The 23,923-nt window shown below is 54.8% G+C and carries 29 protein-coding genes and 1 pseudogene; 12 read left to right on the plus strand and 18 right to left on the minus strand.

Annotation, left to right across the window (positions count from 1 at the left end):
• Positions 1–206 precede the first annotated feature (206 nt).
• The gene (locus ACPLPM_RS01275) at positions 207–1,496 is read right to left on the minus strand and encodes a PQQ-binding-like beta-propeller repeat protein (RefSeq protein ID WP_424358427.1); all 1,290 of its coding nucleotides are present in this window, start codon (positions 1,494–1,496) and stop codon (positions 207–209) included.
• A 285-nt stretch (positions 1,497–1,781) separates the two neighbouring features.
• The gene (locus ACPLPM_RS01280; RefSeq protein ID WP_424358428.1) at positions 1,782–3,689 is read right to left on the minus strand and encodes a glycoside hydrolase family 15 protein; all 1,908 of its coding nucleotides are present in this window, start codon (positions 3,687–3,689) and stop codon (positions 1,782–1,784) included.
• A 166-nt stretch (positions 3,690–3,855) separates the two neighbouring features.
• Between ACPLPM_RS01280 and ACPLPM_RS01285 the strand changes: the two genes are divergently transcribed.
• Positions 3,856–4,737 carry a hypothetical protein gene (locus ACPLPM_RS01285; RefSeq protein ID WP_424358429.1) on the plus strand — a complete coding sequence of 294 codons (882 nt, stop codon included), beginning with the start codon at positions 3,856–3,858 and terminating at the stop codon, positions 4,735–4,737.
• Positions 4,738–5,008: 271 nt separating this feature from the next.
• A complete protein-coding gene (locus tag ACPLPM_RS01290) occupies positions 5,009–5,788 on the plus strand; it encodes a hypothetical protein (protein WP_424358430.1) in 780 nt (259 codons plus the stop codon).
• 4 nt (positions 5,789–5,792) lie between these two features.
• Here the strand turns inward: ACPLPM_RS01290 and ftsY are convergent, their stop codons facing one another.
• The 11 genes from ftsY to ACPLPM_RS01345 form a co-directional block, all read right to left on the minus strand.
• Complete coding sequence (gene ftsY / locus ACPLPM_RS01295; RefSeq protein WP_424358431.1) at positions 5,793–6,935, minus strand: signal recognition particle-docking protein FtsY; 1,143 nt, start codon at positions 6,933–6,935, stop codon at positions 5,793–5,795.
• A gap of 39 nt (positions 6,936–6,974) precedes the next feature.
• Positions 6,975–7,391, minus strand: a complete 417-nt coding sequence (gene pfdA, locus ACPLPM_RS01300; RefSeq protein ID WP_424358432.1) for a prefoldin subunit alpha — start codon at positions 7,389–7,391, stop codon at positions 6,975–6,977.
• 3 nt (positions 7,392–7,394) lie between these two features.
• Positions 7,395–7,571, minus strand: a complete 177-nt coding sequence (gene rpl18a, locus ACPLPM_RS01305) for a 50S ribosomal protein L18Ae (protein ID WP_424358433.1) — start codon at positions 7,569–7,571, stop codon at positions 7,395–7,397.
• Between the two features lie 7 nt (positions 7,572–7,578).
• Complete coding sequence (locus ACPLPM_RS01310; RefSeq protein WP_424358434.1) at positions 7,579–8,247, minus strand: translation initiation factor IF-6; 669 nt, start codon at positions 8,245–8,247, stop codon at positions 7,579–7,581.
• A 112-nt stretch (positions 8,248–8,359) separates the two neighbouring features.
• Complete coding sequence (locus ACPLPM_RS01315; protein ID WP_424358435.1) at positions 8,360–8,635, minus strand: 50S ribosomal protein L31e; 276 nt, start codon at positions 8,633–8,635, stop codon at positions 8,360–8,362.
• Positions 8,636–8,650: 15 nt separating this feature from the next.
• On the minus strand, positions 8,651–8,803 hold the full coding sequence (locus tag ACPLPM_RS01320; protein ID WP_048198368.1) for a 50S ribosomal protein L39e: 153 nt from the start codon (positions 8,801–8,803) through the stop codon (positions 8,651–8,653).
• Positions 8,800–9,402, minus strand: coding sequence for a DUF7411 family protein (locus ACPLPM_RS01325; protein WP_424358436.1), 603 nt, complete (start codon positions 9,400–9,402; stop codon positions 8,800–8,802). Before ACPLPM_RS01325 ends, ACPLPM_RS01320 begins: the two co-directional genes overlap by 4 nt.
• A complete protein-coding gene (locus tag ACPLPM_RS01330) occupies positions 9,399–9,728 on the minus strand; it encodes a DNA-binding protein (protein WP_424358437.1) in 330 nt (109 codons plus the stop codon). The genes ACPLPM_RS01325 and ACPLPM_RS01330 overlap by 4 nt, the downstream gene beginning before the upstream one ends.
• 45 nt (positions 9,729–9,773) lie before the next feature.
• Complete coding sequence (locus ACPLPM_RS01335) at positions 9,774–10,214, minus strand: 30S ribosomal protein S19e (protein WP_424358438.1); 441 nt, start codon at positions 10,212–10,214, stop codon at positions 9,774–9,776.
• Positions 10,215–10,658: 444 nt separating this feature from the next.
• Positions 10,659–10,781 (minus strand): hypothetical protein, encoded by a 123-nt coding sequence (locus ACPLPM_RS01340; protein ID WP_424358439.1) that lies wholly within the window; start codon positions 10,779–10,781, stop codon positions 10,659–10,661.
• Between the two features lie 156 nt (positions 10,782–10,937).
• Entirely contained in the window at positions 10,938–11,348 is a 411-nt protein-coding gene (locus tag ACPLPM_RS01345; protein ID WP_424358440.1) for a metal-dependent transcriptional regulator, read from the minus strand.
• Positions 11,349–11,518: 170 nt separating this feature from the next.
• On the opposite strand from ACPLPM_RS01345, the gene ACPLPM_RS01350 reads away from it, so the two are divergent.
• Together ACPLPM_RS01350 and ACPLPM_RS01355 are read left to right on the plus strand one after the other, a co-directional pair.
• Positions 11,519–11,791: a DUF2769 domain-containing protein gene (locus tag ACPLPM_RS01350; protein ID WP_424358441.1), complete on the plus strand. Its 273-nt coding sequence runs from the start codon at positions 11,519–11,521 to the stop codon at positions 11,789–11,791.
• A 151-nt stretch (positions 11,792–11,942) separates the two neighbouring features.
• Entirely contained in the window at positions 11,943–12,362 is a 420-nt protein-coding gene (locus tag ACPLPM_RS01355; protein ID WP_424360019.1) for a ferritin-like domain-containing protein, read from the plus strand.
• A gap of 55 nt (positions 12,363–12,417) precedes the next feature.
• Here the strand turns inward: ACPLPM_RS01355 and ACPLPM_RS01360 are convergent, their stop codons facing one another.
• From ACPLPM_RS01360 to ACPLPM_RS01375, 4 genes are all read right to left on the minus strand, one after another.
• Positions 12,418–13,368, minus strand: a complete 951-nt coding sequence (locus ACPLPM_RS01360; protein ID WP_424358442.1) for an ATP-grasp domain-containing protein — start codon at positions 13,366–13,368, stop codon at positions 12,418–12,420.
• Between the two features lie 2 nt (positions 13,369–13,370).
• Positions 13,371–14,015, minus strand: a complete 645-nt coding sequence (locus ACPLPM_RS01365) for a RimK-like ATPgrasp N-terminal domain-containing protein (protein ID WP_424358443.1) — start codon at positions 14,013–14,015, stop codon at positions 13,371–13,373.
• 325 nt (positions 14,016–14,340) lie between these two features.
• On the minus strand, positions 14,341–14,610 hold the full coding sequence (locus tag ACPLPM_RS01370) for a UPF0147 family protein (RefSeq protein ID WP_012036142.1): 270 nt from the start codon (positions 14,608–14,610) through the stop codon (positions 14,341–14,343).
• Positions 14,611–14,744: 134 nt separating this feature from the next.
• The gene (locus ACPLPM_RS01375) at positions 14,745–15,239 is read right to left on the minus strand and encodes a hypothetical protein (protein ID WP_424358444.1); all 495 of its coding nucleotides are present in this window, start codon (positions 15,237–15,239) and stop codon (positions 14,745–14,747) included.
• Between the two features lie 98 nt (positions 15,240–15,337).
• On the opposite strand from ACPLPM_RS01375, the gene ACPLPM_RS01380 reads away from it, so the two are divergent.
• The 5 genes and pseudogenes from ACPLPM_RS01380 (at position 15,338) to ACPLPM_RS01400 (ending at position 19,915) form a co-directional block, all read left to right on the plus strand.
• Positions 15,338–15,778 carry an Sjogren's syndrome/scleroderma autoantigen 1 family protein gene (locus ACPLPM_RS01380; protein ID WP_424358445.1) on the plus strand — a complete coding sequence of 147 codons (441 nt, stop codon included), beginning with the start codon at positions 15,338–15,340 and terminating at the stop codon, positions 15,776–15,778.
• 581 nt (positions 15,779–16,359) lie between these two features.
• Positions 16,360–18,087: a DUF4114 domain-containing protein gene (locus ACPLPM_RS01385; RefSeq protein WP_424358446.1), complete on the plus strand. Its 1,728-nt coding sequence runs from the start codon at positions 16,360–16,362 to the stop codon at positions 18,085–18,087.
• Positions 18,088–18,108: 21 nt separating this feature from the next.
• A pseudogene (locus ACPLPM_RS01390) lies at positions 18,109–18,282 on the plus strand (hypothetical protein); the annotation flags it as partial.
• Between the two features lie 12 nt (positions 18,283–18,294).
• Positions 18,295–19,332 (plus strand): hypothetical protein, encoded by a 1,038-nt coding sequence (locus ACPLPM_RS01395; RefSeq protein ID WP_424358447.1) that lies wholly within the window; start codon positions 18,295–18,297, stop codon positions 19,330–19,332.
• 7 nt (positions 19,333–19,339) lie between these two features.
• Positions 19,340–19,915 (plus strand): hypothetical protein, encoded by a 576-nt coding sequence (locus tag ACPLPM_RS01400; RefSeq protein WP_424358448.1) that lies wholly within the window; start codon positions 19,340–19,342, stop codon positions 19,913–19,915.
• Between the two features lie 21 nt (positions 19,916–19,936).
• On the opposite strand, the gene ACPLPM_RS01405 is transcribed toward ACPLPM_RS01400, so the two are convergent.
• A complete protein-coding gene (locus ACPLPM_RS01405; RefSeq protein ID WP_424358449.1) occupies positions 19,937–21,136 on the minus strand; it encodes a glycosyltransferase in 1,200 nt (399 codons plus the stop codon).
• 289 nt (positions 21,137–21,425) lie between these two features.
• Here ACPLPM_RS01405 and ACPLPM_RS01410 point away from each other — a divergent pair, with 289 nt between their 5' ends.
• The 3 genes from ACPLPM_RS01410 to ACPLPM_RS01420 all read left to right on the plus strand — a co-directional run bounded on the left by ACPLPM_RS01410 (position 21,426) and on the right by ACPLPM_RS01420 (position 23,902).
• A complete protein-coding gene (locus tag ACPLPM_RS01410) occupies positions 21,426–21,803 on the plus strand; it encodes a helix-turn-helix domain-containing protein (protein ID WP_424358450.1) in 378 nt (125 codons plus the stop codon).
• Positions 21,804–21,977: 174 nt separating this feature from the next.
• Positions 21,978–23,036, plus strand: a complete 1,059-nt coding sequence (locus tag ACPLPM_RS01415) for a hypothetical protein (protein ID WP_424358451.1) — start codon at positions 21,978–21,980, stop codon at positions 23,034–23,036.
• A gap of 20 nt (positions 23,037–23,056) precedes the next feature.
• Positions 23,057–23,902 (plus strand): hypothetical protein, encoded by an 846-nt coding sequence (locus tag ACPLPM_RS01420; protein ID WP_424358452.1) that lies wholly within the window; start codon positions 23,057–23,059, stop codon positions 23,900–23,902.
• Positions 23,903–23,923: the final 21 nt, after the last annotated feature.

Below are 23,923 nucleotides of genomic sequence, written 5' to 3' on the forward strand. Positions count from 1 at the left end.
CGGATCACCAAAATTATATGACGAGTTTAATATATTATTTTGTGCGAATACAATCGGCGGCAGTCGCTGATAATATGCAGGCTGTAAGGCCTTTTCGCGGAGGAGATAAAAAGGTAAGGCGGACAGGCAGCCTGCGCCAAATTTCAATTTAACGCCGCCTCGTCCGCCAGGCGAAAACTGGCACCGCCAGGTTTGAGCTGGCGCCCTTACCGGCGCCTGTAGTATACTAGTCCGACTACTGCCAGCGCAGCGGCAAGCAGCCCGGGAAGCGGGCACCAGGACTGGGGTTCGGGGCTGACCGAGGGCAGGGGTACCGGCGTCGGGGTTATCGTTACCGTCGGCGAGGGCACTGGAGTGGGCGTGGCTATCGGCCTCGGGGTCGGCGTCGGGGTGGCCATGATCAGGGTGTCCGGCAGCTTCAGCGAGATGACATCCCCGTTCACCGTGGCGAAGTAGAGGTATTTCTTCTTGTCTGTGCCGGTTCCTACGACCGGGGTCGTGTCTACGGCGCTGCCGACGTTGTACTTCCAGTACTGCAGGCCCATTCTGGCATCGACTGCGTAGACGTTCTTGTCCCCCGAGCCGATGTAGAGGATGCCGCTGTCAAAGCCCGGGGTTGCCTTGACCCCGTCCTGGGTGGGGAAGCTCCACGCCTGTTTTCCGCTGGTCGCGTTGATCGCGTACACGTTACCATCTGCAGAGCCGATGTAGACGGTGTTCAGCTGCACCAGGGGCCTGGACACGATAGCGCCGTCAGTCTGGAATTTCCACTGCTGGTTGCCGCTGTACCGGTCGATACAATACAGATACCCGTCCTGGGTGCCCACGTAGATGTTATCCCCCCAGATAGTCGGAGCGTTGACCCTGCTGTTCAGGCTGGTTTTCAGCTTCTGCTTCCCGTTGCCGATCTCGACGCCGTAGAGGTTGCCGTCCCGGGAGCCGAAGTAGATCACGTTGTCCTTGGCTTCGATGCCGTCGCTGATCCATCCCTCGGTGGTAAAGTTCCAGTACTCGTGGCCATCTTCGACAGCCAGCGCGTACACTTTACCGTTGAAGGTGCCGAAGAAGAGGATACCGTTGTAGAAGACAGGAGTGCTGTCGATGGAGGAGTCAGCCTGGAAGCGCCATACTTCCTTGCCGGTGAGGCCGTTGACGGCGAACATCGTGCCCTGGTCGCTGCCGAAGTAGACCATTCTGGTGTTGGTCACCTGGTCAGTCACCACGAGAGGCGTCGCCTGAATGGCAGAAGGAGTCTGGTTATGAGTGGTAAAGTTCCACTGGGCGGAGCCGTAGGGCGTGTAGAGCGCATACAGCTTGCCGTTTTGAGACGCCACGTAGAGCACATTGTTCTGGTACACGGGAGAAGCCGTGATGTACGCGTTCGTGGAATAGGTCCACTCCTGCTCCGGCTGTTCAGCCATGGCCGGCTGCGCGAACAGCGCCACGGTGAATACGATCAAAGATGCGATCAACGCAAACCTTCTGGGCCTCAACACAAGAATACCGCCTTTTATTTTACCGTTTGAATAGTAAAAGAATACTATTCATATCTGACGGCAGGATAATAAGCTTTACGTCTGCGGGACAGTCGAAATCCAGCTACGGGCGGCCCTGCTTGAGAGCAGGGCGAAAGAGCCGGAAGACACCCTCTCCAGTAGAAATAAAGGGGTTAATCCTGCCTTGGAGAGTTCTGACGCAGGATAATCCCCTATGCCGGGGAGAGAGAGTAAGGAGATTATTCTGTACAGGTGTACCTAACTGATTCTCCCTCTGCTGCCTGTTTAAAACGGAGACCACATCCGTCCGGCCATGGCTTCTAGGTACTCGATTACCACGGTCATGAACGTCGAGTGGGACCAGGCGAGGGGCAGCACTGAGACTGGCTCCCCCCTTTCGTTCACCTGCTCAGGCATCAGGCCTCCCTTTGCCGAATGGCCGATGGCCCAGCGGATGAGCGACATGCCCTTTTCCAGGTCGCCGCGGCAGATGTACCACTCGGCCAGCCACAGAGTACACAACGGCCAGCTGTTCATGAAGCCCTGGTACCAGTCGCCCTCATATCTTGCTACGCCCCCATCGGGCCGGATCAGTTTCTCTTCGATGGCTTTCATCGTGCCCCCGGCAGCCGGGTGATCCGGCGGCACCAGGCCGAGGTACCAGACGGCGAACAGCGACGCGTCCACGGTATCGTCCCCCACGCCTCGCCTGAACCGGCCCAGCGCCGGATCGTACATCCGGTCAACTGCGGCAGTACGAACGGATTCTGCCATCGTGCCCCACTTCATTTGGGCGCCCTCATCGCCGATCAGCGAGGCGATTAAAGCGGCGCTGTGCAGCCCTGCATACACGCAGGCGCACGAGTACGCATAGACGCCCTTGCGCTCCTCCCACAGGTCGAAGCTGGGCCGGGGCAGGCCTGTGCCCGGGTCGATGAAGCTGACGAGGAAATCAGCGGCAGGCCGGACCAGCGGCTCGTACAGGGAGGAGATGGTCATGATGTTGCGGTCCTCCAGCCAGTGCCGGTACAAAGCGTATAATGGTAATCCGGTTTCGTCGATCTGGATCATGGGCAGGGGGTGCCAGGTGCTGCCTAAATCGCCGGCTGGCGTGTACTTGTGGCGGAAGAAGCCCCGGCGGTCGAGGATCCGGCTGAAGAATTTGTAGGTGTTGCGGCACAGGTACCGGTACCCTGCCCGATCCAGCGCCATTGCGACCCACGCGGCGTCCCGGGGCCAGCAATAAGTATAGTAATCAGCTCCCTGCTGCTTGATCTGCGAGTCACACGACGCGATGATCGAGCCCCCGCGGTCTATGTGGCAGAACACTGTGAGCAGGCTGCGGGAAAACGCGTCACGCACGTCTTCCGGGAGAGCCGAATAGCTCGAAAGGTGGCCGTGGCTCTGGGCTTTTACGGAGAAGGAGCTCCAGTACCGGGAGCTTTCCTGGTAGAGGCTGTCCACGTCCCGGGACCGAACCCAGTCCTGGATTTCCTTGGCCTCCCGGAAATGGCGGCCGACGCACACCCAGAACCTCACAGTTGATGCTTCCCCGGGCTGCAGCTCCGGCAGCGTCCACCCGATAGTTGAGTCCACCGTACCATGGGACACGATGTTGCCCTCCAGCACCCCGTCCTCCGCGTCCTTCCAGGTGCCCTGGCGGTCTCTCCACTCGGAGATGCCCGTGGTGAACTGGTCGAACACCGGTTTGGAGCTCTGGATGAAGAACCGGTCCCGCTTGTAGTGGTTCATCATGGGGCCGTCCCTCACTGCCGTGTTGGCAAAGTTGTTCTCCAGGATATGGTAGCTCTGTGATGAGAATAGCCTCAGTTGCGAAGGCTCTCCCAGGTTGTTTTTCACGGTGATGGTCCGGAGGAACACGTTCCGATCGTGGTGCACCATGCTCCTGACGGCGACCTCCGCCCCGAAAGCCGGATTAAAGTAGTCGGTTTCTCCGACCATAGATACGTCGTACGCCGACCCTGAGGGGTCGGGTGCTTCCCGGGCGTAGCTCTGCCGCTTTTCCCAGTCCTCCAGCCACGCGAAACGCTTCCGGGCCAGGTCGTAAAGGCCTAGTCGCATGAACCCGCCGTGGTTCTCCATGCCTGCGTACGGGTAGTAAAAATCCCTCACTATGCCCCGCTCGTCCACGCAGACGAGGAGCGAACCGTTTCCGAAGATGAGCGGCCTCATAGGTAAACATGCAGAAAGTCCACCCCGCGATTTATAAATTTATGTCACGGTGAAAGCCGGTAATCAGCCGCCCGGGGAAACGTCGTCGATCTCGCCATCGCCGGAGGCAGGGGCGATCTTTAAGACATTGCAGGCCCTTTAGTGTTTCTGGTCAAAGAGGATTACTATGGTAGGGCAGGAGAAGTCAGATCGGTACCGGAGAAGGTTGAAACTGCTATCCATCGCGATCACGCTCCTCATCATCCTGTCCATGCTGGCGCTGGCCGCCTTCTTCAGCTATATCTTCGCTTACCTGGGATCGATCGACGATCCGTTCTCGCCCCGGCTCCCGGACTACGATTACAGGCTGTCTGTCACTGGCCTCGAGGGATTTACGACAGACGATGGTTCCGCGGTTATCAGGATGCCCCTGCCCGGGGCCGATGGTAAACCCCTGCTCACAGAAGGCTGGTGGGTGAACTATCCCAATGACTCTAACCAGCATTACCACGGGATGCAGAGCCTGCGAGCTGTGAACACCTCCGAAGGCCCCATGCTGGAAGCCCGGATCATCACGACCGATTACTACGAGAGCTATGCCAGGGCTACTCCCATAGCAGTCTCGCCGGGGCAAAATACCTCGGGGCTTCCGGGAGTGGTGCCGGACAGGATCAACAAGACCCCGTCCTTCGACGATGTCCACGTCATAGCGTCCGGATATGTTGAGCCGCTTAATTATCCTACCGGCGCCCAGGGCCGGACAGCTGTTAAGAAATTTTTAAACACGCCTCTGCTACCCGTCGCTTACGTACCCGAGTTGTGCACCCTGGAGACCAATTACAGCACGTACGTCTACGTCGACCCGGCGCTCAGACCCCTGAGCAACGACAGCACCCTCAAAGTAGAGGGAAAGATGATCGTGAAACTCAACCACAACAAGGTCAACGCCTCGGAAGAGGGCGTCCGCAGGTTCGAGATCCACACGTACACGATTGACGAGACCATTCCCGGCGGCGTGACAGGCTACGTGCCGGTGGAAGTCCGCTACCAGTATTCGGTCGGCGTATAGCCCGTCCGGGCCAGAACGTCAGTGTACAAATTGCTCCCACTAGTAGGGCGGAGCGTAGATGAGGCCGGCCTGACAGGCGATTCTATATATGGGTGACCAGATCGGGCGCTTGTTATATAAAGATTTATAGTTATTACAGATAAATAAGAGCAGGGCTATAGGAGAGTTTTATATTAGCGCCTTTTACGCGACGGCTTACAAACTTATCGTAGTCATCCTGCTGATAGTTGTAGCCGTCATAGTAGCGGGCTGCGACGACCCTGCCTACGAGATGTTTCCATACTATGAATACAATATCAACGTCAGCGGCCTGGAGAATTTCACCACTGATGACGGTTCGGCTGTCATCATGCTTCCAGCCCCCGCAGTCGATGGTAGGGTTATTCTGCCCTTCGGGGGGAAGTTCAATGGAAGCCTCTACAAAAACATAGGCGACGGAGGATTCGACGTGAACATCGTGGGCATCAACGGGTGGGGCTACCACGGTACCAGGTATGTGGAAGTGGTCAACACAAGCCATGGTCAGATGATCGAAGCCAGGTTCGACAGTACCGACTTTTACAAGGTCTGGCCTTCCAGGAGTGGCGATCACCTGACAAACATGACGCTCGACGAGTACGGGATGTACACGATCAACAAAACCGAGCCGGCTTTTGACGACCTGATCTTTCGGTCCCGCATGGTTCTCGGACCAAAGGACAACGAGACAACCAATGCCACAGTAGCCAGTTTAGCGAATCGTCCGCTACACCCGATCGCGAACACCAGTTCCGCCGGCTATACGATATCGGCGAAGATACCCTATGTAGAAAATTACACGTCCTATATCTATCTCGATGAAAGGCTGAAGCCCGTGAGCCCGGGCAACCATACCATCGAGATCTACGCGAGGATGGAAATAGCGGTCGGCGTGCACCCGTATGGCGGATCACAGGGCAACCACTACGTCTTCGTTATTAGAGAATCGATCCCGGAAGGCGTTACGGGTTACGTGCCAGTTACAGTACAGTACATTGGTAACGCTAACGTGAGGCCTGAGGAACTTTTCTAAAAAGTTAGCGCTCGAACAGCCGGTCCACGAACCAGTCCGTCTCGAACTTCTTTAAATCCTTGTACTCCTGGCCCACGCCTAAGAATAAAATCGGCTTGCCCGTGATATGGGCGATGGAGATGGCTGCGCCTCCCTTGGCGTCGGCGTCTGCCTTCGTTAAAATAGTGCCACTGACAGGGACGGCGTCATTGAACAGCTTGGCCCTCTCGACGGCGTCGTTGCCTGCGATGGCCTCGTCGACGAAGATGACGAGATCGGGCTTGACGACCCGGCTGATCTTCTTGAGCTGCTCCATGAGGTTGATGTTGGTGTGCAGCCTGCCTGCCGTATCGGCTAAGACGATGTCTTTCTTGTTGTTCTTGGCGAACTGGACGGCGTCGTATATCACAGCAGCCGGGTCTGCGCCCTGCGCGTGCTTGATCATCTTGAGGCCGAGCCGGTCGGCGTGCTTCTCGAGTTGCTCGATGGCACCCGCCCGGAAGGTGTCGCCTGCGGCGATGACCACGCCGTAGCCCTGCTCTTTCAGGCGTTCGCCGAGCTTGGCGATGGTGGTGGTCTTGCCGGCGCCGTTGACGCCGATAAAAGTGATGATGACTGGCCTGTTGCTCTTTTTAACAAAATCGTCGAAGTCCAGTGCGTTAGTATTAAGAATGCTCGCGATGGAGTCTCTGAGCGCGTCTTCCGCCAGATCGCCCGTCGAGCGTAAAAATTTCTTGTGCTGGCCGGTGAGGTCTTCCTTGACCCGCTTGATGATAGACTCGGCCACGGGAAGAGCGACGTCACTCTCCAGCAGGGCCATCTCCAGCTCCCAGAGGGGGGCTTCGAGGTCCTTTTCGGATAAAACAACTTCACCCTTAGTCAGGGCGATAGCTCTGTTTAAAATGCCGCCAGCCGGTTTCTCGGCGGGTTTCTCGGTCACCTTAGCTGCCGGAGCTTCGGCGGGCTTCGGAGCCTGAGCGGCTTCAGCCGGCTGTTGAGCAGCAGGCTGGGATGATGTGGCTGATGTGTTAGTGGTAGCCTGAGGCTGGGGGGAAGGTTCGGCTTTAGGTGCTTCCGTCTCTGGAGCAGGCGCTCCGGACACGGCCTTCACCTTTTCGTCGATCGTTTGCTTGAATTCGTTGAGCTTTTGTTTTAGCTTATCGAACATCGACGGCACCTCCGGCCACTATTATGTTTAATGCCACATCTATTGTCTGTACTTTTCCGCCTCTTGCTGCAGGCGCATGAGCTCTCCGGTGACCTGGTTTAGGACTCCGTTGACCTCTGCCATCGCCTTTTCCAGCTCCGTCCGCCGGGTCTGGAAAAGGGCTCTGGCGTCGGCGACGGTCCGCTCGACGCTGATGTCTGCGCCCAGGCCGACGAGCACCTTGTCCGGCTTCGCGATGGTCGCGTGGACGAACGAGCCTGCCCCGATGGGGACCAGCATTTCGTGGCCTTCGGTGGCGCCTTCCAGCGAGGTGATCGCCTTCAGGGCTGCGTCTACGTCGTTGACGGAGGCCTGGATCAGGTTGGCCTGCTGCTGCAGTGCCTCCATGCGGCCCTGATAGGCCTGCATCTTCGCGACGAGGTCGCGAATCTGGTCCTCGTTTGCCTCGGCTGCCATGGCTTACGCCTCTTTCACGGACTCGATCTTGATCAGACGGCGCTCGACCTTGTGCTTGCTGCCAAAGGTCGTGTACACCTTCTCCTCGGCGTTCTTGGGGTTGACGGCCTCGATTTCCTTGGAGAATTTCTCCCACTGGACGCCAGCCTTGAACGATCCCTGCACTACGAATTTAGCCATAATGAATTCACTCCTCGATAAAGCCCAGCGCATCCTCGATCCGGCCTAGCTCCGGACCAGACGTTCTGGTGCCTGTAATCAGTCCCTTAGTGGTCGCGAGGATCGCGGATCCCACGAGAGGGGATCCGAAGCTGACTGTGCCGATGTCCACCGGGAGCTTGAACAGGTCCTCGAGGACCGTGAGCTCCTCCTCGGTTGCCCGGGGGTGGACGAGAATGCCCTTGTTAGTAGCGCAGCCGGCCATGCCGACGGTTTTGAGGCCGCCGATAGTGCCGCGTCTGACTTCGACCTTGAGGGATTTCTCGATCGCTTCGATGTTCTTGTCAGTCAGCGCCGGGTGGACCAGCGCAGCCGTATCGTTGACCAGGATGAGGTTACCTGCCGCGGTCATCTTGCCCTTAAGCCGGGTTACTTTCCCGTGCTCCTGCAGCAGTTGTGCTTCCTTGTCCAGCGTCAGGTCCGAAACGATGAAACCGTTGCTGTTGCCCGTCATCATGGAGCCGATTAGAGTGCTCTCGTTGATGAGCGTGCGAACCACAGCGGTGCCCAGCGTCTCGGCGACGGTGTCCACGGTAGCCTGCGGCAGATCGGGCGGGAGCACTACGACCTGCTCTGTGTTCGCAGCGTATATGCCCACGTACGGGTAGCCGTAAAAGTCAATCTGCCTGATGGTCATCGGTTAATCGCCTTTTAGTATCTCTCGCATTGCTCGCTTACTCGGTGCCAGCGATTTTACTCGCCATCAGCAATTTTACTCACTGCCGGCGAATAAATCACTGCCAGCGATTTTACTCGCTACCCACTACCTGCGCGGTCACGCCTTCCTCGGAACGGACGGCCTTGACCCGGACTGCGCTGGGCGGCTTCTCTATGCCGTGCTCCCAGACAGCCTCGTTGAGCTCAGAGCTGATCTTGATCTTGTCCTCATCAATCTTCATGTGCTTGCTGAGGTACTCGCGGATGACCTTGATCGCCTTGTTGCTCCGCTTCCACACGGGGTAATCCTTGACTTCCCTGAGCGGAATAGTGTAGATCTGCTCAGTTGCCTTGTTCTCTTCTGCCATAATCCGACACTTCCTTTACTCGGGCAGACTGGTTCTGCGCCAGCTCCGCCTCTGCGGGTGGCTCATGACAGCCCTGTTGGTCTTCATGATCACCCACGCCGGAACTCTTCTGTTCTGGTTGGTGTACTTTGCCAACCGCATCTTCTTGCCCTTCGACTTCTTAGTCATGAACTATACCTTCTCAGTACCCTTGACTGGGTATGCTCAGGGGGAAAAATCCTGTCATAGGTCTCAACCCCCAGGCGTGTCTTCATCGATGATCGGATCTCAGTCTCGTAATCTGCCTTTGGCACCGCCGAGGTGTCGCCCTCGATGATTTCGAGGTGCTCCGCGATCAAATCTTCGATCGCATGGCGGCCGTAACCTGCGAGCGGCCTGATATATCTGATATCGTGCCGGTCTTCCAGGCTCCTGATCTCTCCCATTGAAAGCTTCGGTGCGCGGTCATCCCGCCTGGTGCCGTCGGCGATGTGTTTCGCCTCTCCCAGCACTGCTACGGTCTCGAGCGCCCTTCTGTGCACGAGGCTTATCCCGTGCCGGGGGTACCCGAATTTGAGCATTTCGTCGATGCCTTCGTCAAGGATCGCAGGATCGAGCCTTACGAGCTTGAACGGAAATCCTATCTCGTGGGCCGCTTCTTTAGCATTTTCCCACGTGTTCTCCAGCCCGAACGTGCAAGTCACAAGCTCCACGTCGAAGAAAGGTTCAAGCAATATGGCTGCCAGCGAGCTGTCTTTGCCCCCGCTGTACAGGACCTGTACCTTCATTTCCGCGTGATCTTGATGTCCCGCTTCTTGGGCTGTATCTGTTCCAGAATCCTGACCAGTTGCTGGTCATCGATCTGTTTGGCGAGCCTGCCACTCTGCGCCAGCCCGATGAGCTGTGCCTCGACGTTCTCTACGAAGTCTGGCCGGGTCATCCGGATGGTATTCAGCCGCTCGCGGGCTTCCGGGGTGAGGATCTGACGCAAGATCATAGCCTTCTGCTGCTCGACCTGCTGTCGCTGCTGCGCTCTGGCTATATCGTCCTGCTGGGCTCGCTGCATCTCTTCCAGCTTACGCCGGCGAATTTCATCCAGCTCGTCACCGCTCATGTTCTGTCACTCCGGTTATTGGTATGTTGTGCAGTTCCAGGTAGCTTACGCCTGAGGCTTCTGCTGAGCCTTTTCGTTCACCATTTCCGTGGCGATCTTGTCCAGGAACGACATGCCTGCGGGGGTGATGACCCTGCCATCTTTTACGGCCTTGACGTACCCTGCCTTCTCCAGCTGCTGAAGCGAGTTGCGGATTACTGCGCCGCCGCTGCGCTCGTGCCTGTCCGGACGGGCTCCACGGTTTTTCCTGCCACCATACAGCGACCTGAGCCTCTGCACGCCGACGGGACCATCAGTGTAGATCCTCCTCAGCAGTGAGGCGCTTCTGGTATAGAACCAGTCAGGCTGTGCTGGCGGCAGCTGTCTGTGCACGCCGGTCTTTACGTCAGCTGCCCAGGCGGGCGGCGTGACTTTGCCGGACTCCTTAAGCTTCTGTGCGGTCCTGCCGATAAATGCAGTGGCCGGCACATCATAAACTACTGCCATCTGATTCCTCCTTGTAGGAAATTTGCCTAAATGATAAGGCTCGATAGATAGATAATCCAGCCTAATTGATACGGCTCGATAATCCAGCACATTTGATGGGTTATGTGTACTTATACTTTTTCATGGCCGGGCGGAGGCCCGGCGGAGTGCGGAAACCCGATTCTCGGCCGCGATGCGGCCGGCATGCCCTGCTGATGTTGATAATATACGAGCATTCTGATATATAGCTAGCCTGAGAATAATGCGGGCGAATGGTGAGCCTTCGGCTCAAGCTCTCCCGACGAAGGAAGGACGAAGTATATCCGCAGGTAACAAAGCAGGGTTTACGAAGAACTAAGCTTCCTCTGTCAAAGCCGGCACCGGAGGAAGTACCAGTTGGAGCGCCGGCATGACAGGAAGTTGATTTGAGGCGGCTAATGCCTGAAACGGAGGCTTTCCACGAAGCTACTCGGACTCGGCGTCCTGAGAATCGTCCGCAGTTTCGGTCAGGGCTTTCTGGTCTCGCAGTGCGCACAGGCACCCGGGCTTTCCATAGTCTTTGCAGTTTCCACCGCAGTTGCATCCCATGTTATTCCCTCGTTCTTTCGTTCGTTGTGCGGGTGCGGGGTTGCGGCACCGCACCGACAAACACTACATGGCTGCTAGGTGGCAATAACGGCTCCCCGATCGATGTTCGGAGCGCCGGACGGCTTTCTAGAGAAGTTAGGGCGTCCCGGCCCCGGCCTAGTTTTTTATGCACAGGTTCTGCACGCACTCGGCTCTCTCGCCGCCCTCCAGGGCGGCCACCAGTTTCTTCAGCTGTTCCAGCGATTTCGGGCTGAGGTGGTGCTCGATGACGCATGCGTCCTTGTCGGCGATGTCTCCGGGCACGCCTGCGATGGATAGCAGCCGGACGAGGGTGTCGTGCCGGTCCTTGATGACCCGGGCGATCTCTTCGCCCTCGGCGGTAAGCGTGATGCCCCCGTACTTCTCGTAGTGAATGAGGCGCTTCTCGTCGAGCTTCTTCAGCATCTCGATAGCGCTTGGGCAGCTGACGCTGAGCTGGCTGGATAGATCCTTGACCCTCACGTAGCCCTTCTTCAGGTGCACGACGTAGATGGCTTCGAGGTAGTCTTCCGCCCTTTCGGATAGCATGATCGAGGGGATTGGTTGTATGATATATATGCTTTATCTAAAAATTTCGGTATACCTAATGAAAGGGTGACCAGGAACGGGCTGGCGGCGGACTACTGAATTGTTGTGTTCCGCAATAATCGCAGGACACCATTTTATCCGCACTCTTCGTTTTAGTATCGGTGATACTGATGATTGGCGTATCTGACGAAGAGAAGAAGTGGATAGAATCGTCGTGCAAGTGCCCGGAATGCCCGACCAAGCCCAAGGACGAGGCTAAGAAAGCGTACTGCTACAACGACAGGAGCGAGAAGAAGCCCAACGCAGTAGCCTGTATCTGCCCCACGTGCGACGTGTACAAGAACAAGAACTTCCTCGGCACGAACTACTACTGCATCACCGGCAGGCCCATGACGAAGATCGCCGGCGCGGAAGTGCATGAGGCTCTCGGCGGCGGCAGGTAAGCCTGCCTGCTGCGCTCTGGCCTTACGCCCGAGAGCAACCGGCAACCGGAGCCGCCAGGCCCCGGTTTAAAGGCCGATTTTTTATCGGGTACTGTTTTATATAATCATTTGGCCAAATTTATCATAGTATTATTATATGAGGGTAGTAAACATGACGTCAACAGAGCTACTAGATATGCTGAATAAAGCCATTGCGAGGGAACTGCAGGTATCCATCCAGTACATGTGGCAGCACGTGCAGTGGTCAGGGGTAAAGGGCTACGCGACTAAGGACGCGTTCAAGGAGATCGCCATCGCGGAGATGAAGCACGCGGAGAAGATCGGGGAGAGGCTGTTCTTCCTGGGAGGGAAGCCCACCACCAAGCCGGAAAATATAACGGTCGGGGATAACCTGAAGCAGATGATCGAGGCGGACATCGGGACGGAAACCTTCGCGGTCAACTTCTACAAGCAGATCATCCAGACCGCCGAAAAGGAAGGCGACGTGACCACTGCACACTTATTCCGGAAGATTCTGGAAGAAGAGGAAGACCACCTGGACACGTTCACTTCGCTGAACGAAGAAATATAAATAAGAGACAGCGGTTGGGTGGCCCCGGCCGGGGCCGCCTGCACCTTTGTACAGCTCAGTATCCGGCAGCCCGGCCCCGGCCGGCCTCGAAGGCGGCCGCCGCCGGCTCTACCCGGTAGGTGCCGGGCTTGACCGGCCTGCCCGAGGTGAGCCGTTCGATGATCTTCTCGTAGATGTCCCGGTCCTTGGCGTCTTCCAGGCCGCCGTAGAAGCTCGGATTATCGTTGATCTCGATGCAGTAGTACCCGCCGTCGACCTCTTTGATATCCAGGCCGTAGAGGCCGTCGCCTACGCACTTAGAGACTTTGACAGCCAGGTCTTCCAGCTTCCGGGGAATGTTTTTCCTGAAGATAGGCACAGTGTCGCCCCAGACGTGCTTGCCGTTGACGATGGACTTGACCTTCCATCCGCCCTTGGGCATCAGGTACTTGCATAGGTAGAGGATCTTGTTGTCGAGCATGCCGACCCGCCAGTCGAAAGAGGTGGGCATGAACTCCTGTAGCACGATCGGAGTGGCGTTCTTAAGATAGCGGGCCGTGATCTCCCTTAACTCGGCCTCGTCGTGAGCCTTCTCCACGTGGGAGGAGAACTTAGTGTACGGTGCCTTCACCACTACCGGGAACCCCAGGTAGTCGAATACAGATCGTATGCTCTCCGGCCGGTAGTTACCGTCGAACAGCAGCGACTTCGGCGAAGGAATATCGTTCTGCCTGAACAGCCCGTCCAGCACGACTTTGCTCGAGCAGATCCTGATCGAGTGGGGGTCGTCGATGACCACTTTGCCCATGGCGTCGGCCATCCGGGACACGACGTAGGCAGTGTTCATCGGGTCGGTGTTCGCCCGGATGAAGATCGCGTCGAACTCCTGCAGCCGGTTGAGATCCTTCTTGAAGATGAACTCGAACCCGTGCCCCATGGCCTCGGCCGTGCTTTTAAAGCGCTCCAGGGCCAGGGTCTCGTCTTTGGTGTGGAAGTTATACTTCTCTACGAAGCACCCTATCTGCATGTTTATCCCCGAAGGCTGCGTACCTGATCGTGAACCAGGCCCCAGTCGACCTCGTGCTTCAGCGCCGGCTCGAAGTGGGACAGCCGGGCCTCGCCACCGACAACCTGAAGGATCAGCTTGCCGATCGGAATCCTGAACTCGGCGTAGAACTTTCGGGCGATCGACTTCGCCTCCGGCACGTCCGTTTCCCCGAAAGCCTGCACGGCTTCGAGGACGTCGCCCACCAGGGGCTGCACCGATACGGGGTAGCGGTTGTTCATGCTCAGGCTCTTCATGGTGCGGAGCATCTTGGACTCTGACTTGACCTGGGTTACGGAGTTGCACGTATACGGGTTTACTGCAAAGCACAGCGCCGGCAGACCCATGTTCCGCTCATACTTAGAGACCAGAGTGTACGGGAGGCACGGAATGCCTGCCCGGGCCGCCCGGATCATGAGCAGCGGGTTGCGGTGCGTGTCTAGAATATCCGAGCACCTCGGGGTTACCCGGCTGCCGCACATTTCGGCGTGCATGGAGACGTAGTAGCCCATTTTCTGGTACCGGTAGTCGTGCGATACGTTCAAGACGTCGCCCTTCACGGACGACTGGAGAAAAGCAAACGGACTATAATCCGCTTCGTCGTCGTCTTCGCTCACTATGATGGTCACTAAAGGACACTTCCGTGTTAGTGATAATTAGTCGTATATTCGTATATAGATTTGATGGTCATATCGACCGGAAATGCCGCAATTAAGGCGGTTCTGCCCCCCGATTGTGGAAAAAAGGGCGACAGATTTTCCTGCAGGCACTATTATAGCGGATAGCCAGGGTACCGATCAGTTAAAACTAAGTAACAGGCATGCAGTAGCCGGGTAAACCAGACAAAAAAGAGCCTATTCCAGTTGAAATAAAGGGGTTTACGGCTGAGGCCTTCAGCACATACGGAGATACGGCTGAAGGATTCAGCCGCCTACAAAGATATGGCTGAAGATCTCAGCCATCGACGGAGATCGTCTCCAGCTGGCTGGCGATGTTCCAGATCAGCGTTCTCGTGTGCAGCGGGATGTTGGGGTCGTTGGAGATCTCGTCGAGTATGGATATGCTCGACGCTGCCCTGACCGCCGGCGTCTCGCTGTTGTTGAGCAATATGTTTTTCACGGAATCCGCGTTTCTCCTGATGTTGCGGGGTACTGTGTCGTCGTCCTTGATACGGGACAGCACTTCCACACACTGCTTGATTACGGCGTCAGCGTTTGATGACATGTGCACCACCTTGGGTTGGTCGATCGAAAATTGGATCAGTACGGCGCCTGTGAGGGGCTTCCGGTACTCATCGTTTTACGAAAAAAATTTTCGGTCTTCTCTAGATGAATAATTGCAGGGCATAGATATAAACCTTACCGGGCCATGCTATTCAGCGAGCGTATGACGTACGAGCGTAGTTTCGCGTAGAACGCCACGCTCCTCGACAGGAAGATAGCACATACGGCAGCGAGGAAATAGCAGATATAGAGATTTTCTCTGCCCGGGCCTGCCCACGGCATATTCAGCCCCATCATGGCGAAGGAAACGACATACACGACAGTGGAAGCGATGGCGATATAGCCTGTGGCCGCCCACAAGGCCATTCTGGCTTTGCCTTTCCCGGGAGCCCGGTGCTGGAAGTCGCCCTTGAAGAAGCTGAAGAGCGCCCAGAAGCACACATACGAGACCGCGAAGGATACCAGCACGATGGCGAAGGAATAAGGCAGGATGCCGAAGACCTTCTCGAAGTAGATCGCCGCCCCGAGCATAATAAGGGTCAGGACGCCCGTCACCACTACCAGCGCCCTCTCCATGCGCAGGATTTTCATCGCCTGGGCCTCTATTGACCTGTTCAGCGCGTTCCCCATCAGATAATAAGCCGCGCTGCAAGGCTATAAACCTTCACCCCGGGGAGAGAGAAACCTTTATGAGGGCGTTCCGGCAGAGATAGGAGAGACGTGATACGATGGAAGACCAGGACCTGAAAAAGGTGACCAAGATGCTGGAGCGCGGCGGCACCATGCTGGCCAAGCACTGTAAGTGCGGCGCCCCCATGTTCAAGTACCACGGCAAGGTAGTCTGCCCGGTATGCGACTCCGCGGAGAAGAAGGAAGAGGAGTCCAGCCTCGCAGTACCGGTAGAGACCAGGCCCGCAGTCTCACCCCAGGCGCTGGAGCCGGTTAAGAAGGGAAGAGTGGCAGAGATACCCCAGCAGCGGCAGGTCAGCGTCGTCATGGGCGACACGACCCTGGACGAGGCGGCCGTCGAGACGGTGGTCATCGCCAAGATCAACGAAATATCGGGCAGGATGGCGACTGAAATTTATCCAGAGCGTATCAAGATGTACATGGAGATCCTCGAAACTTCATTAAAAGTGTTGAGGGAACTCCGCAGCGTATCGAGATAGATGTTGGTATAAACATCTTTCTTTTCTTTTTCCTGAGCCAGAATCATACTGGCTATTTATAACTATCAGACTATCCTTGTCGACACTTTACCCTGACTATTAAAAGCACTTTTATATAAATTGTAGGATTTATCAGACCTCGTAAAATTTTTCAATGGAAATATATATCCACATTACAAATTATTAGTGTTATATCAATTGGTGAGTATTCGCTGGATTATATCTGATGTGATTTTATGCTAAAATTAAATCGCCTGCTTCTATTTGTTGTCATTGCTGCCTTGCTTGCGACCGTGTATGCCCCGGTGGTAGAGGCTTCGGTAGTTTACGGTCCCGAGAAGTTCCAGAGAAATACCGGAGCACCCGGTGCAGTCAGTTCCCAATTCCAGGTTATCGATCCTCATGGTAACTATACACTTTACGTCCGAAACGGCGACGTAATTAATGGAAGCGGACCTGTGATTAACGGTGCCAGTAGTGCGATTGTACGTTTAAACGGATATACCATTTTCGGCACTAAGGACTTTAATCAGAACACTGTCCTGCTGAGTAAGGACGTGACTGTACAGAGTATAAACGATATGCAGGTCGAAGTACGGAGCATACCAGGTAGTTACCTGACCGCGTGGATCGAAGACGAGTCCCCGGATGTCGTTATCACCTCGCCGTGGGATGATACGGTATCTGAGGGATCTATCACTTTGGCCGGATACGTCGCAGATCGCAACATTACCTCGGTCCTAACAATCGCGAACGGCGTGACCAACCAGATAACGGTGGCTGGCGGTAACTTTACCACTGGCATAACCATAAGCGGTCCCACGAAGATCACAGTCAGCGCTCAGGATTCCACTGGCACGATCCGGACGGCATTACTCTGCCTGGACGGGGACATGCTGCCAGAAAGCATCGAGAAGCAGTATGGCTTTGACCCGCTGAACCCCGACTCCGACTCGGCGCTCACTGCGGAAAATGAGGCAGGCAACGGCATACCGGACGGCTACGAGGTGCTCGGAGGCCAGAACCCGGAGAACACCAGGCTGCCGGCTTTCGTGAAGGCTAAAGTGGGCGGAGACCTGTTCAAGGACGACACGGACGACGACGGGCTATCCGACTACTTCGAGGTCATGCTGCTCGGGCCGTTTGGCGACGTCAGATATGCTGACTATAACGGCGACGGCATACCGGATGCCGGGGACGACCTGGACCAGGACGGGCTGACCAACGCCGATGAGCAGCTCTACGGTACCGACCCCCTGGTAGCTGACACTGATAAGGATGGCCTGCAGGACGATCACGAGGTCGAAGTGACCGGGACGGTTCCGACTAAGGCGGACTCCGACGACGACGGTTTAAGCGACGACAGCGAGATCAGGCTCGGTACCTTGCCTCTCAACTTCGACACCGATGGGGACGGTGTGAGGGACGGCGATGAGACGTATACTTCGGGTTCCGGCAACTCCACGCTCGGCACCACAGTCTCTGTCACGGGTAAGGGGGACCTGGGTAAACAGCTGAGGTTCCACAGCGTAGCCACGACCGGGGGGCTAAACACTTCGGTCCTGATCTCGCCCGTGGTGGACATCAGCCTGAACGGATCCTTCGATTCTGCCAGGATCACCATGCAGTACGCTCCGGCTCCGGGCCTGAACCCGGCTAACCTGTCGCTTTGCTACTACGACAGGGCTCAGGGTCGGTACGTCCCGGTAGCCTCGCAGGTCGATGCTGCCAACCACACGGTTAGCGCCGACGTCACCCATTTCAGCAGCTGGGGCATCTTCGAGGTGAAGAACCTCCTGGCGCTTTACAAGATGGTCAGCGACTACAACAACGAGGCCTACAACGGCCTGCAGCCTGGCATTCCCCAGCCCGGAGACACGCTGCTGGTCCCGTACGACTCTACACTGACCATGACCTACCTGGGAGGCACCGCAGGCTATAACAATGTGTTCGGCCTATGGAGCCCCTTTAGGAAGCAGTACGGCACTGGACACGGCACCACCCCTGGCACCAGCTTCAATCTAGGCACATTCAAGCAGGGAACCGAACTGATCTTCTACGACGACAACGGCGCCGGCAACACCTGGCTCAGCGGCCCCTACAGCAGGAACCCTGACAGGGTGGCCCATGCGTACATCAGGCCCATCGCTTGCGACACCTGGCTGCTGGGCTGGGAAGACATGTACGGCGGCGGAGACAAGGACTACGACGACGTGGTGCTGAACCTCACATTCACCAGGACTGCGAGGGTAGATTCGGACGGCGACGGCCTATACGACGATGTGGAGATCCACGGCTTCAAAGATTAGACGGGCCGAGCGGTCACCACCCTGCCGAATAACCCTGACACTGACGGAGACGGCTTAGAGGATGGACAGGAAGTCCAGTTCGTCACAGATGAGACCGGCTATACCTACATTGATGTCGTCAGCTATCCGACAACTCATGATACGGATGAAGATGGTCTTTCCGACTATATAGAATTCTATGAGGATACGGACCCACTCTTCGGCGACGTGGACAATGATTGCCTGGCAGATGGCATCGAGTTTGCCATCAGTACAGACACTTTCGAGTACGACACGGATAACGATGGCTACAACGATGGCGACGAATACTATGGCGGCTACAATCCGTTAGTGCCAGGCGACCATAACGATCCCCTCACCATCGCCAGAGAAGTGTTCCTCGGTGCGATCCTCGGCGAGTGGGCTTACGAGATGCCCATCCACGACAACCTCTACTACATGGCGGGATGGATGATCAGCGGCTACGCAGTCGCAGGGGACATACGGGATGTAGTAGTATCGATAACGAGCCTCAACGGTGCAGGCGCACTGCTCAACTCGCTATGCGCTGCCCCAGTGGCGGGCGACATCGCCAAGACCCTCAAGGTAGCCGAGAAGTTCGGAGCAAAACACCCCGACCAAGCCGTCAAGATCGCCCGCTTCGTCGGTAAGTACGTACCGTTAAAAACAGTAGACGATAAGCTCCAGGCTATCATATGTTTCTATGGAGAGGACAGTGCAAAGGCGTTACTGGATAGGGGCATCCAGCTAAATACTCTCACTGATCTGGCCGCTCAAGGCGTCAAGCGCAGCGATCTGGAACAATTGATTGACATACACCACATACCTGCAGAAGACGTTCTCAATATAGTCAGGCATAACGTGGATCCTGTAAAGCTGGTAAAATTGCTGGATAACCTGAAAAACGAGGCGTATAAAGGACAGTGGTCTCCGGGTAAACGCGGATGTTCGGAGGCTAATCTAGATTACCATTTCCGGAAGCACGGTCCGAAAGATTTCGGGTTAAGCGGCAATCCTGGCGACGCTTTCGGAAAGCAGAAGTATGTTGATGCGGCAGTCGAAAGTATGAAGAAGCAAGATGGAATGGAGATTTACTACGATAACTGGAATCATAACATAGTTAAATACGAAAGATCGACCGAGAGGTTTGTCGTGGGTAATCTTGATGGAGAACTTGCTTCGCTATTCAAGAGGCCATTTAACGAGATAGATAAAAATCTGAACAGGTTTATTCGTATAGGATAGGGGCAATATGGATAAGAACCAATTAATTGTAATTTTTTACAAACTATTGGACGGCTATAAAATAAATATTGACAAAATGAAAAATAAGCCGGAAGGAAAGTGCGGGTACGCCCATTCTTCTCCAGTAGGTGTCCGAATGGACCTGATCTGGATCAGTGATTATTTAAGGAAAAATGGCACTGACACCTCAAAACTAGAGAGTGATTTTAAAAGTACCGATGACCAGTTAATCGAATTCAAAGCCAACAATAGTGCAGAATATTATAAAAATGTTTTATGTGACTTCAAGTCGTTAGCCGAGGACTATGACCCATCCAGCATTTTAATCGATGGTTATGAATTTGAGTATGAAATCGAAAGGCGCACCTACATCGAGATGTTTTACCGGGAGCTGAAAGGTGTATATGACCTGGATGCGGATATGGAAAAAGTCAGGCAGCTAGATGAGGTACTCCAGAAAACTATACCTCAGGCTGTCAAAGCAGGAACATACACGCCTTTAGACTGGCCGTATATACCGAAAGAGTACTGGTGGAGACATCTCGAAGAGTCCTATGGCAAGCCCGATTTTTTACCGGACTAAGCCTTTCACCGGCAATAAAGTTCAGGAGCGCTGCCTGGTAAGCAGCCCTCTGAGCCTTCTTTTCTTCTTTTCCGCCCTGATCTCCAGCGCCTGCTCGTATACTTTCAATAGCTTGTCCGCAGACTTCTCCAGCGAGTGCTCCGACGCCGTCCGTAGCGCCCCTTCCTTCAGCTTAGCCCGCAGCACGTCGTCCGTCAAGATATTGATCAGGTGCCCTGCCAGCGCCCTGCTGTCGTCCGGCTTGAACAGGTAGCCGCTCTCCCCGCTGACCACCGCGTCCGGGATGGCCGCCGAGTCTGCGCCGACGACCGGCACCCCTGTGGCCATGGCCTCCAGCACGATGAGAGACTGCGTCTCCACCGGGGAGTTGATAGCCAGCACATCCGAAGCTGCGAACATCTTGGGGAAGTCCTCGTCGCTCACGTAGCCGGTGAACACGACGCTCTTCTCGATGCCCAGGTCTTTGACCCTGCCCTCCAGGAACTTCATCGCCGGGCCCCTGCCGACGATCATGAGCTTCGCGTCCGGCACCTTCTCCAGGACTGCGGGCATCGCATCGATGACACCCTCGATGCGCTTCTCGTAGCTGAGCCGGCCGCCATGCATGATGACAGGGCCGGTCAACTCGAACCGCTGCCGGACTTCGTCCCTGCCCGCAGGGCCATATCTCGAGAGATCGAGACCGTTAGATACCGTGACGATCGGCTTGTTTTTGACGTGGAGGTACTTTGCCGCCGACGGGGCAGGGACGATGATGATGTCGCACCGCTTGTAGAAGAAGTCCTGGTATTCCCGGGCGATCCTTTTCAGGAGACGCTGGCTCATCTTGGAGTGCTTCGCCACGTACATCACGTACTCGTCGACCGGCGTATGAAAAGTGCCTACGAGAGGGACGCCGAGCCGCTTCGCCGCCATCCATGCGCTGTAGCCCATCATAAACTGGGTGTGGGCATGCACGATGTCGGGCTTAAATCTGATGGCGCTCGCCGCGGGGCCGATCACGTTGGGCGAGGGCTCGAACTCGGGGTAAGGGGGCAGCGTAAAAGCGATGTACCGCCTGACCTCGGCGCCGTCCATCTTCGAGACTCCGGGCTTCTTGCCGGAGGTGTAGACTGTGATCTCGTGGCCCCGGGCAACCAGCCGAGCATTAAAATTGCGGATAGCGTTGACCACGCCGTTGACCTGCGGGTAGAAGGTGTCGGTAAACACAGCTATTTTCATCTGAAGATAAAGAATGTCCATACAGTATAAGGCCTTTGCTTTCAGCAAATGTGATAGCGTAGCTAGCCTAATAAATCAAAATTGGCCTGGCCTAACAAACCGGGAAAGCAGGGACAGCCCAAAGAAATGCGTACCCAAGCCGCTTTTATAGTACAATTGCGAGAACGATAGTAGCAAGCAAAGATACAGTTTTGCGATTAAATAACCTATTAAAATTATATGTAAAATCCATTTTACATATTGTAAATACAATTTTATACCAGGAAGCTAAAACAGGCTTTGAAGAACTATGTCTCTCCAATCGTTTCTCGGGCGCTCATCTGAGATTGCCATCGTCGACTTTCTGGCCGAGAACAATGATTTCGCCTATACAATCTCGGAGATCAGCGAGTTCACAGGACTTTCCAGGCCTACCGTACACAGCAAGCTACCGATGTTGATCCACAACAGGCTTGTCGAAATCGACAGCCAGGCAGGCCACGTGAAAACGTACAGGCTGGCCAGGAATAAATTTGTCGGGACTCTGATCACTGCCGTTTACCAGCACAGTTTTCTGATGGCTGATGGAGAAGCAGATAGCGAAGCCCTTGAAAAGATTAGTGCGAAGATGGACAGGAAGCCTGAGTATAGCAAGAACCGCTATTATCATGCTGACCAAGAAACTTAGAATCATATAAGATTGTATAAGCCTCTGCTGTTAAAGGGATACAGCACAACGTTGGCTACCCATTATTTTCGCTAAGCTAACCATAGATTATTTAGACCAAATTGTATATAAGTTAAATAGTGATAGACTAATTAAAATCTACCATCATGCTGACGACTTGAGTGTGAGCCCTTAATGGTAAAAATTGGCAGCCTAAGCGATATGAAAAGCCTGTTTCAGGCGGGTTTTGAAGATAACGAGGAGACACTGTCTAAATATGGCGAATCAAGAACAACCCAGCTAAAGGCATATCTAATCGAAAGCAACTGTAAGATAAGCGATCAGATCAATATAGAAGGCTATGGCTCATGGAAAAAGCTGGAAGGTTCGCAGAACTGGTATGTAAATCTGGGCACATCTTACGACAATATGCCTGGGTCATTCTTTCTCGACACTACGAGAAGTCGTGTATGGGTTCTTTACAGCCTCATAGATGCAGGCATATCCGATAGTGCAGTATTGAAATGGATAAGCGGCACTAATGGTCTCGACCGGTGCTGGCTCTCTCGCAATCAGCTTTTATACTATAAGAAAAAGGAAAACTGGCACGAAAAAGGGATCGGTATAAAATTTTCTGACGGTCTTACGCATGATGAAGAGGACGTTGGGAACTTTAGCCTGAAAGCCTGGTATGGCGCAAGGAGAAAGCTACCAGGGCTGGTTGATGTAATCGAAAAAGCCAAGGAAAACTTTGCTATCTACAGTGCGAGATGGCAGAAGATCAATGACGGTTCCGTATCGATATCTGCTGAATGGTATAGTAACGGTAAAGTCACGATCAACAGAGCGCTCGACGTCGATGAGGTAATGCTCTCAGTTACTGAAATGGCTAACATCTACGAGGATGCGATTAATGATGCCACAGAGGTCCGAAATAAGAAAATGGGTGCCTTCGAACTGAATTTCAAACAGAACATAGATCTCGATGCCTTCAAAGATACAGTATCGATGGGGCGGGGCACTATGAACCTCTGGCTTGTCGAAACAGAGTCGGAGAAGGACTTCAGGAGGTTCAAAGGCGTAGATTTACACACCTGGGACCGAATACTCATCGATGTAGGCGAGGACTACGCTTACCTTACGATACCGGGCAAGGGTTGTGTCAACGCAGCTCCCAGAATAGCTACGTTACAGGGTGAGGATAACGGTGGCAAGACATCAATCTATTTTGACGGAATAGAGATGTTCGCCTAAAAGAAGGTGAGGTGGGCCGGGTGGCAAATACTGACGATCGTATCAGGCTATGGCGAAACACTATTCAGCTATTTCACAGGTATAACAGGCCGGCATTCGAAGGGCCATTTTACCAATCCGGCTACGCGGACTACAGAATTGAAGCCACGCTACTTGAAAGGTCTACCGGAAAGGAGTCGTCGCCCGATATCATAGCTTGCAGCGACCGAGGGTGGCTTGTCGTCGAACTCACTGGCAGTAATAACTCTAAAGAACAAAAACTGGACTCTTATAAAAAATGTGATCCGCGCAACCTGCGAAACTATGGCTGGGAAACTGACTATGGAGAGCCCGACGTCATTAGCAGTCGCCTCACAGTGGTAAATGATGGAAACCATGCCCGGATTATCGTATACGACAAGCTCGGAGTCCATAAAAGCCAATCGATTACTGATACTGCCCTCAGGGAAGCCTTAGAAAAGGCTGATGGCACTGATCTGGCTAAGCTACCGGAAATACCGATAAGCCTGATACCTGAGATGAAAGGCCAAGAAATCCGCATGGGCTTGATTGATCTTGTGCTTCAACTTTTCGGTCCCGCATGCAGAGAAGGTAAAAGTGATTACGATTTATGCATGGAGGGGCTGGAGCGGCTATCCGAGATAGTACCATCGAGCGCCAAACACGCCCTCCAGGAGAAGATCAGGGCGGAGATGAATGTCCTTATCAAAGATCACCTGGCGGGATACCTTGAACTCAAAAACGGCCGGTACGTAGCCACGGAGAAATTCAAAGAGCATCCCCGGGCCAGGGAGCATGTGGCCAAAAAGTTGCGGGAATGGGCACATCCGCCGGATCGTACGTTATCTGACTTCAAGATCGTATGATTCTTACTTTTTACTCTCCGC

Source organism: Methanocella sp. MCL-LM, from assembly GCF_049676595.1.
Classification (GTDB): Archaea; Halobacteriota; Methanocellia; order Methanocellales; family Methanocellaceae; genus Methanocella_A.

Excerpts from the sequence above, each read along its gene's own strand:
- ACPLPM_RS01280 (WP_424358428.1), bottom strand. The coding sequence starts at position 3,689 with ATGAGGCCGCTCATCTTCGGAAACGGTTCGCTCCTCGTCTGCGTGGAC.
- ACPLPM_RS01285 (WP_424358429.1), top strand. The coding sequence starts at position 3,856 with ATGGTAGGGCAGGAGAAGTCAGATCGGTACCGGAGAAGGTTGAAACTG.
- ACPLPM_RS01290 (WP_424358430.1), top strand. The coding sequence starts at position 5,009 with ATGTTTCCATACTATGAATACAATATCAACGTCAGCGGCCTGGAGAAT.
- ftsY (WP_424358431.1), bottom strand. The coding sequence starts at position 6,935 with ATGTTCGATAAGCTAAAACAAAAGCTCAACGAATTCAAGCAAACGATC.
- pfdA (WP_424358432.1), bottom strand. The coding sequence starts at position 7,391 with ATGGCAGCCGAGGCAAACGAGGACCAGATTCGCGACCTCGTCGCGAAG.
- rpl18a (WP_424358433.1), bottom strand. The coding sequence starts at position 7,571 with ATGGCTAAATTCGTAGTGCAGGGATCGTTCAAGGCTGGCGTCCAGTGG.
- ACPLPM_RS01310 (WP_424358434.1), bottom strand. The coding sequence starts at position 8,247 with ATGACCATCAGGCAGATTGACTTTTACGGCTACCCGTACGTGGGCATA.
- ACPLPM_RS01315 (WP_424358435.1), bottom strand. The coding sequence starts at position 8,635 with ATGGCAGAAGAGAACAAGGCAACTGAGCAGATCTACACTATTCCGCTC.
- ACPLPM_RS01320 (WP_048198368.1), bottom strand. The coding sequence starts at position 8,803 with ATGACTAAGAAGTCGAAGGGCAAGAAGATGCGGTTGGCAAAGTACACC.
- ACPLPM_RS01325 (WP_424358436.1), bottom strand. The coding sequence starts at position 9,402 with ATGAAGGTACAGGTCCTGTACAGCGGGGGCAAAGACAGCTCGCTGGCA.
- ACPLPM_RS01330 (WP_424358437.1), bottom strand. The coding sequence starts at position 9,728 with ATGAGCGGTGACGAGCTGGATGAAATTCGCCGGCGTAAGCTGGAAGAG.
- ACPLPM_RS01335 (WP_424358438.1), bottom strand. The coding sequence starts at position 10,214 with ATGGCAGTAGTTTATGATGTGCCGGCCACTGCATTTATCGGCAGGACC.
- ACPLPM_RS01340 (WP_424358439.1), bottom strand. The coding sequence starts at position 10,781 with ATGGGATGCAACTGCGGTGGAAACTGCAAAGACTATGGAAAGCCCGGG.
- ACPLPM_RS01345 (WP_424358440.1), bottom strand. The coding sequence starts at position 11,348 with ATGCTATCCGAAAGGGCGGAAGACTACCTCGAAGCCATCTACGTCGTG.
- ACPLPM_RS01350 (WP_424358441.1), top strand. The coding sequence starts at position 11,519 with ATGATTGGCGTATCTGACGAAGAGAAGAAGTGGATAGAATCGTCGTGC.
- ACPLPM_RS01355 (WP_424360019.1), top strand. The coding sequence starts at position 11,943 with ATGACGTCAACAGAGCTACTAGATATGCTGAATAAAGCCATTGCGAGG.
- ACPLPM_RS01360 (WP_424358442.1), bottom strand. The coding sequence starts at position 13,368 with ATGCAGATAGGGTGCTTCGTAGAGAAGTATAACTTCCACACCAAAGAC.
- ACPLPM_RS01370 (WP_012036142.1), bottom strand. The coding sequence starts at position 14,610 with ATGTCATCAAACGCTGACGCCGTAATCAAGCAGTGTGTGGAAGTGCTG.
- ACPLPM_RS01375 (WP_424358444.1), bottom strand. The coding sequence starts at position 15,239 with ATGGGGAACGCGCTGAACAGGTCAATAGAGGCCCAGGCGATGAAAATC.
- ACPLPM_RS01380 (WP_424358445.1), top strand. The coding sequence starts at position 15,338 with ATGGAAGACCAGGACCTGAAAAAGGTGACCAAGATGCTGGAGCGCGGC.
- ACPLPM_RS01385 (WP_424358446.1), top strand. The coding sequence starts at position 16,360 with ATGCAGGTCGAAGTACGGAGCATACCAGGTAGTTACCTGACCGCGTGG.
- ACPLPM_RS01400 (WP_424358448.1), top strand. The coding sequence starts at position 19,340 with ATGGATAAGAACCAATTAATTGTAATTTTTTACAAACTATTGGACGGC.
- ACPLPM_RS01405 (WP_424358449.1), bottom strand. The coding sequence starts at position 21,136 with ATGAAAATAGCTGTGTTTACCGACACCTTCTACCCGCAGGTCAACGGC.
- ACPLPM_RS01410 (WP_424358450.1), top strand. The coding sequence starts at position 21,426 with ATGTCTCTCCAATCGTTTCTCGGGCGCTCATCTGAGATTGCCATCGTC.
- ACPLPM_RS01415 (WP_424358451.1), top strand. The coding sequence starts at position 21,978 with ATGGTAAAAATTGGCAGCCTAAGCGATATGAAAAGCCTGTTTCAGGCG.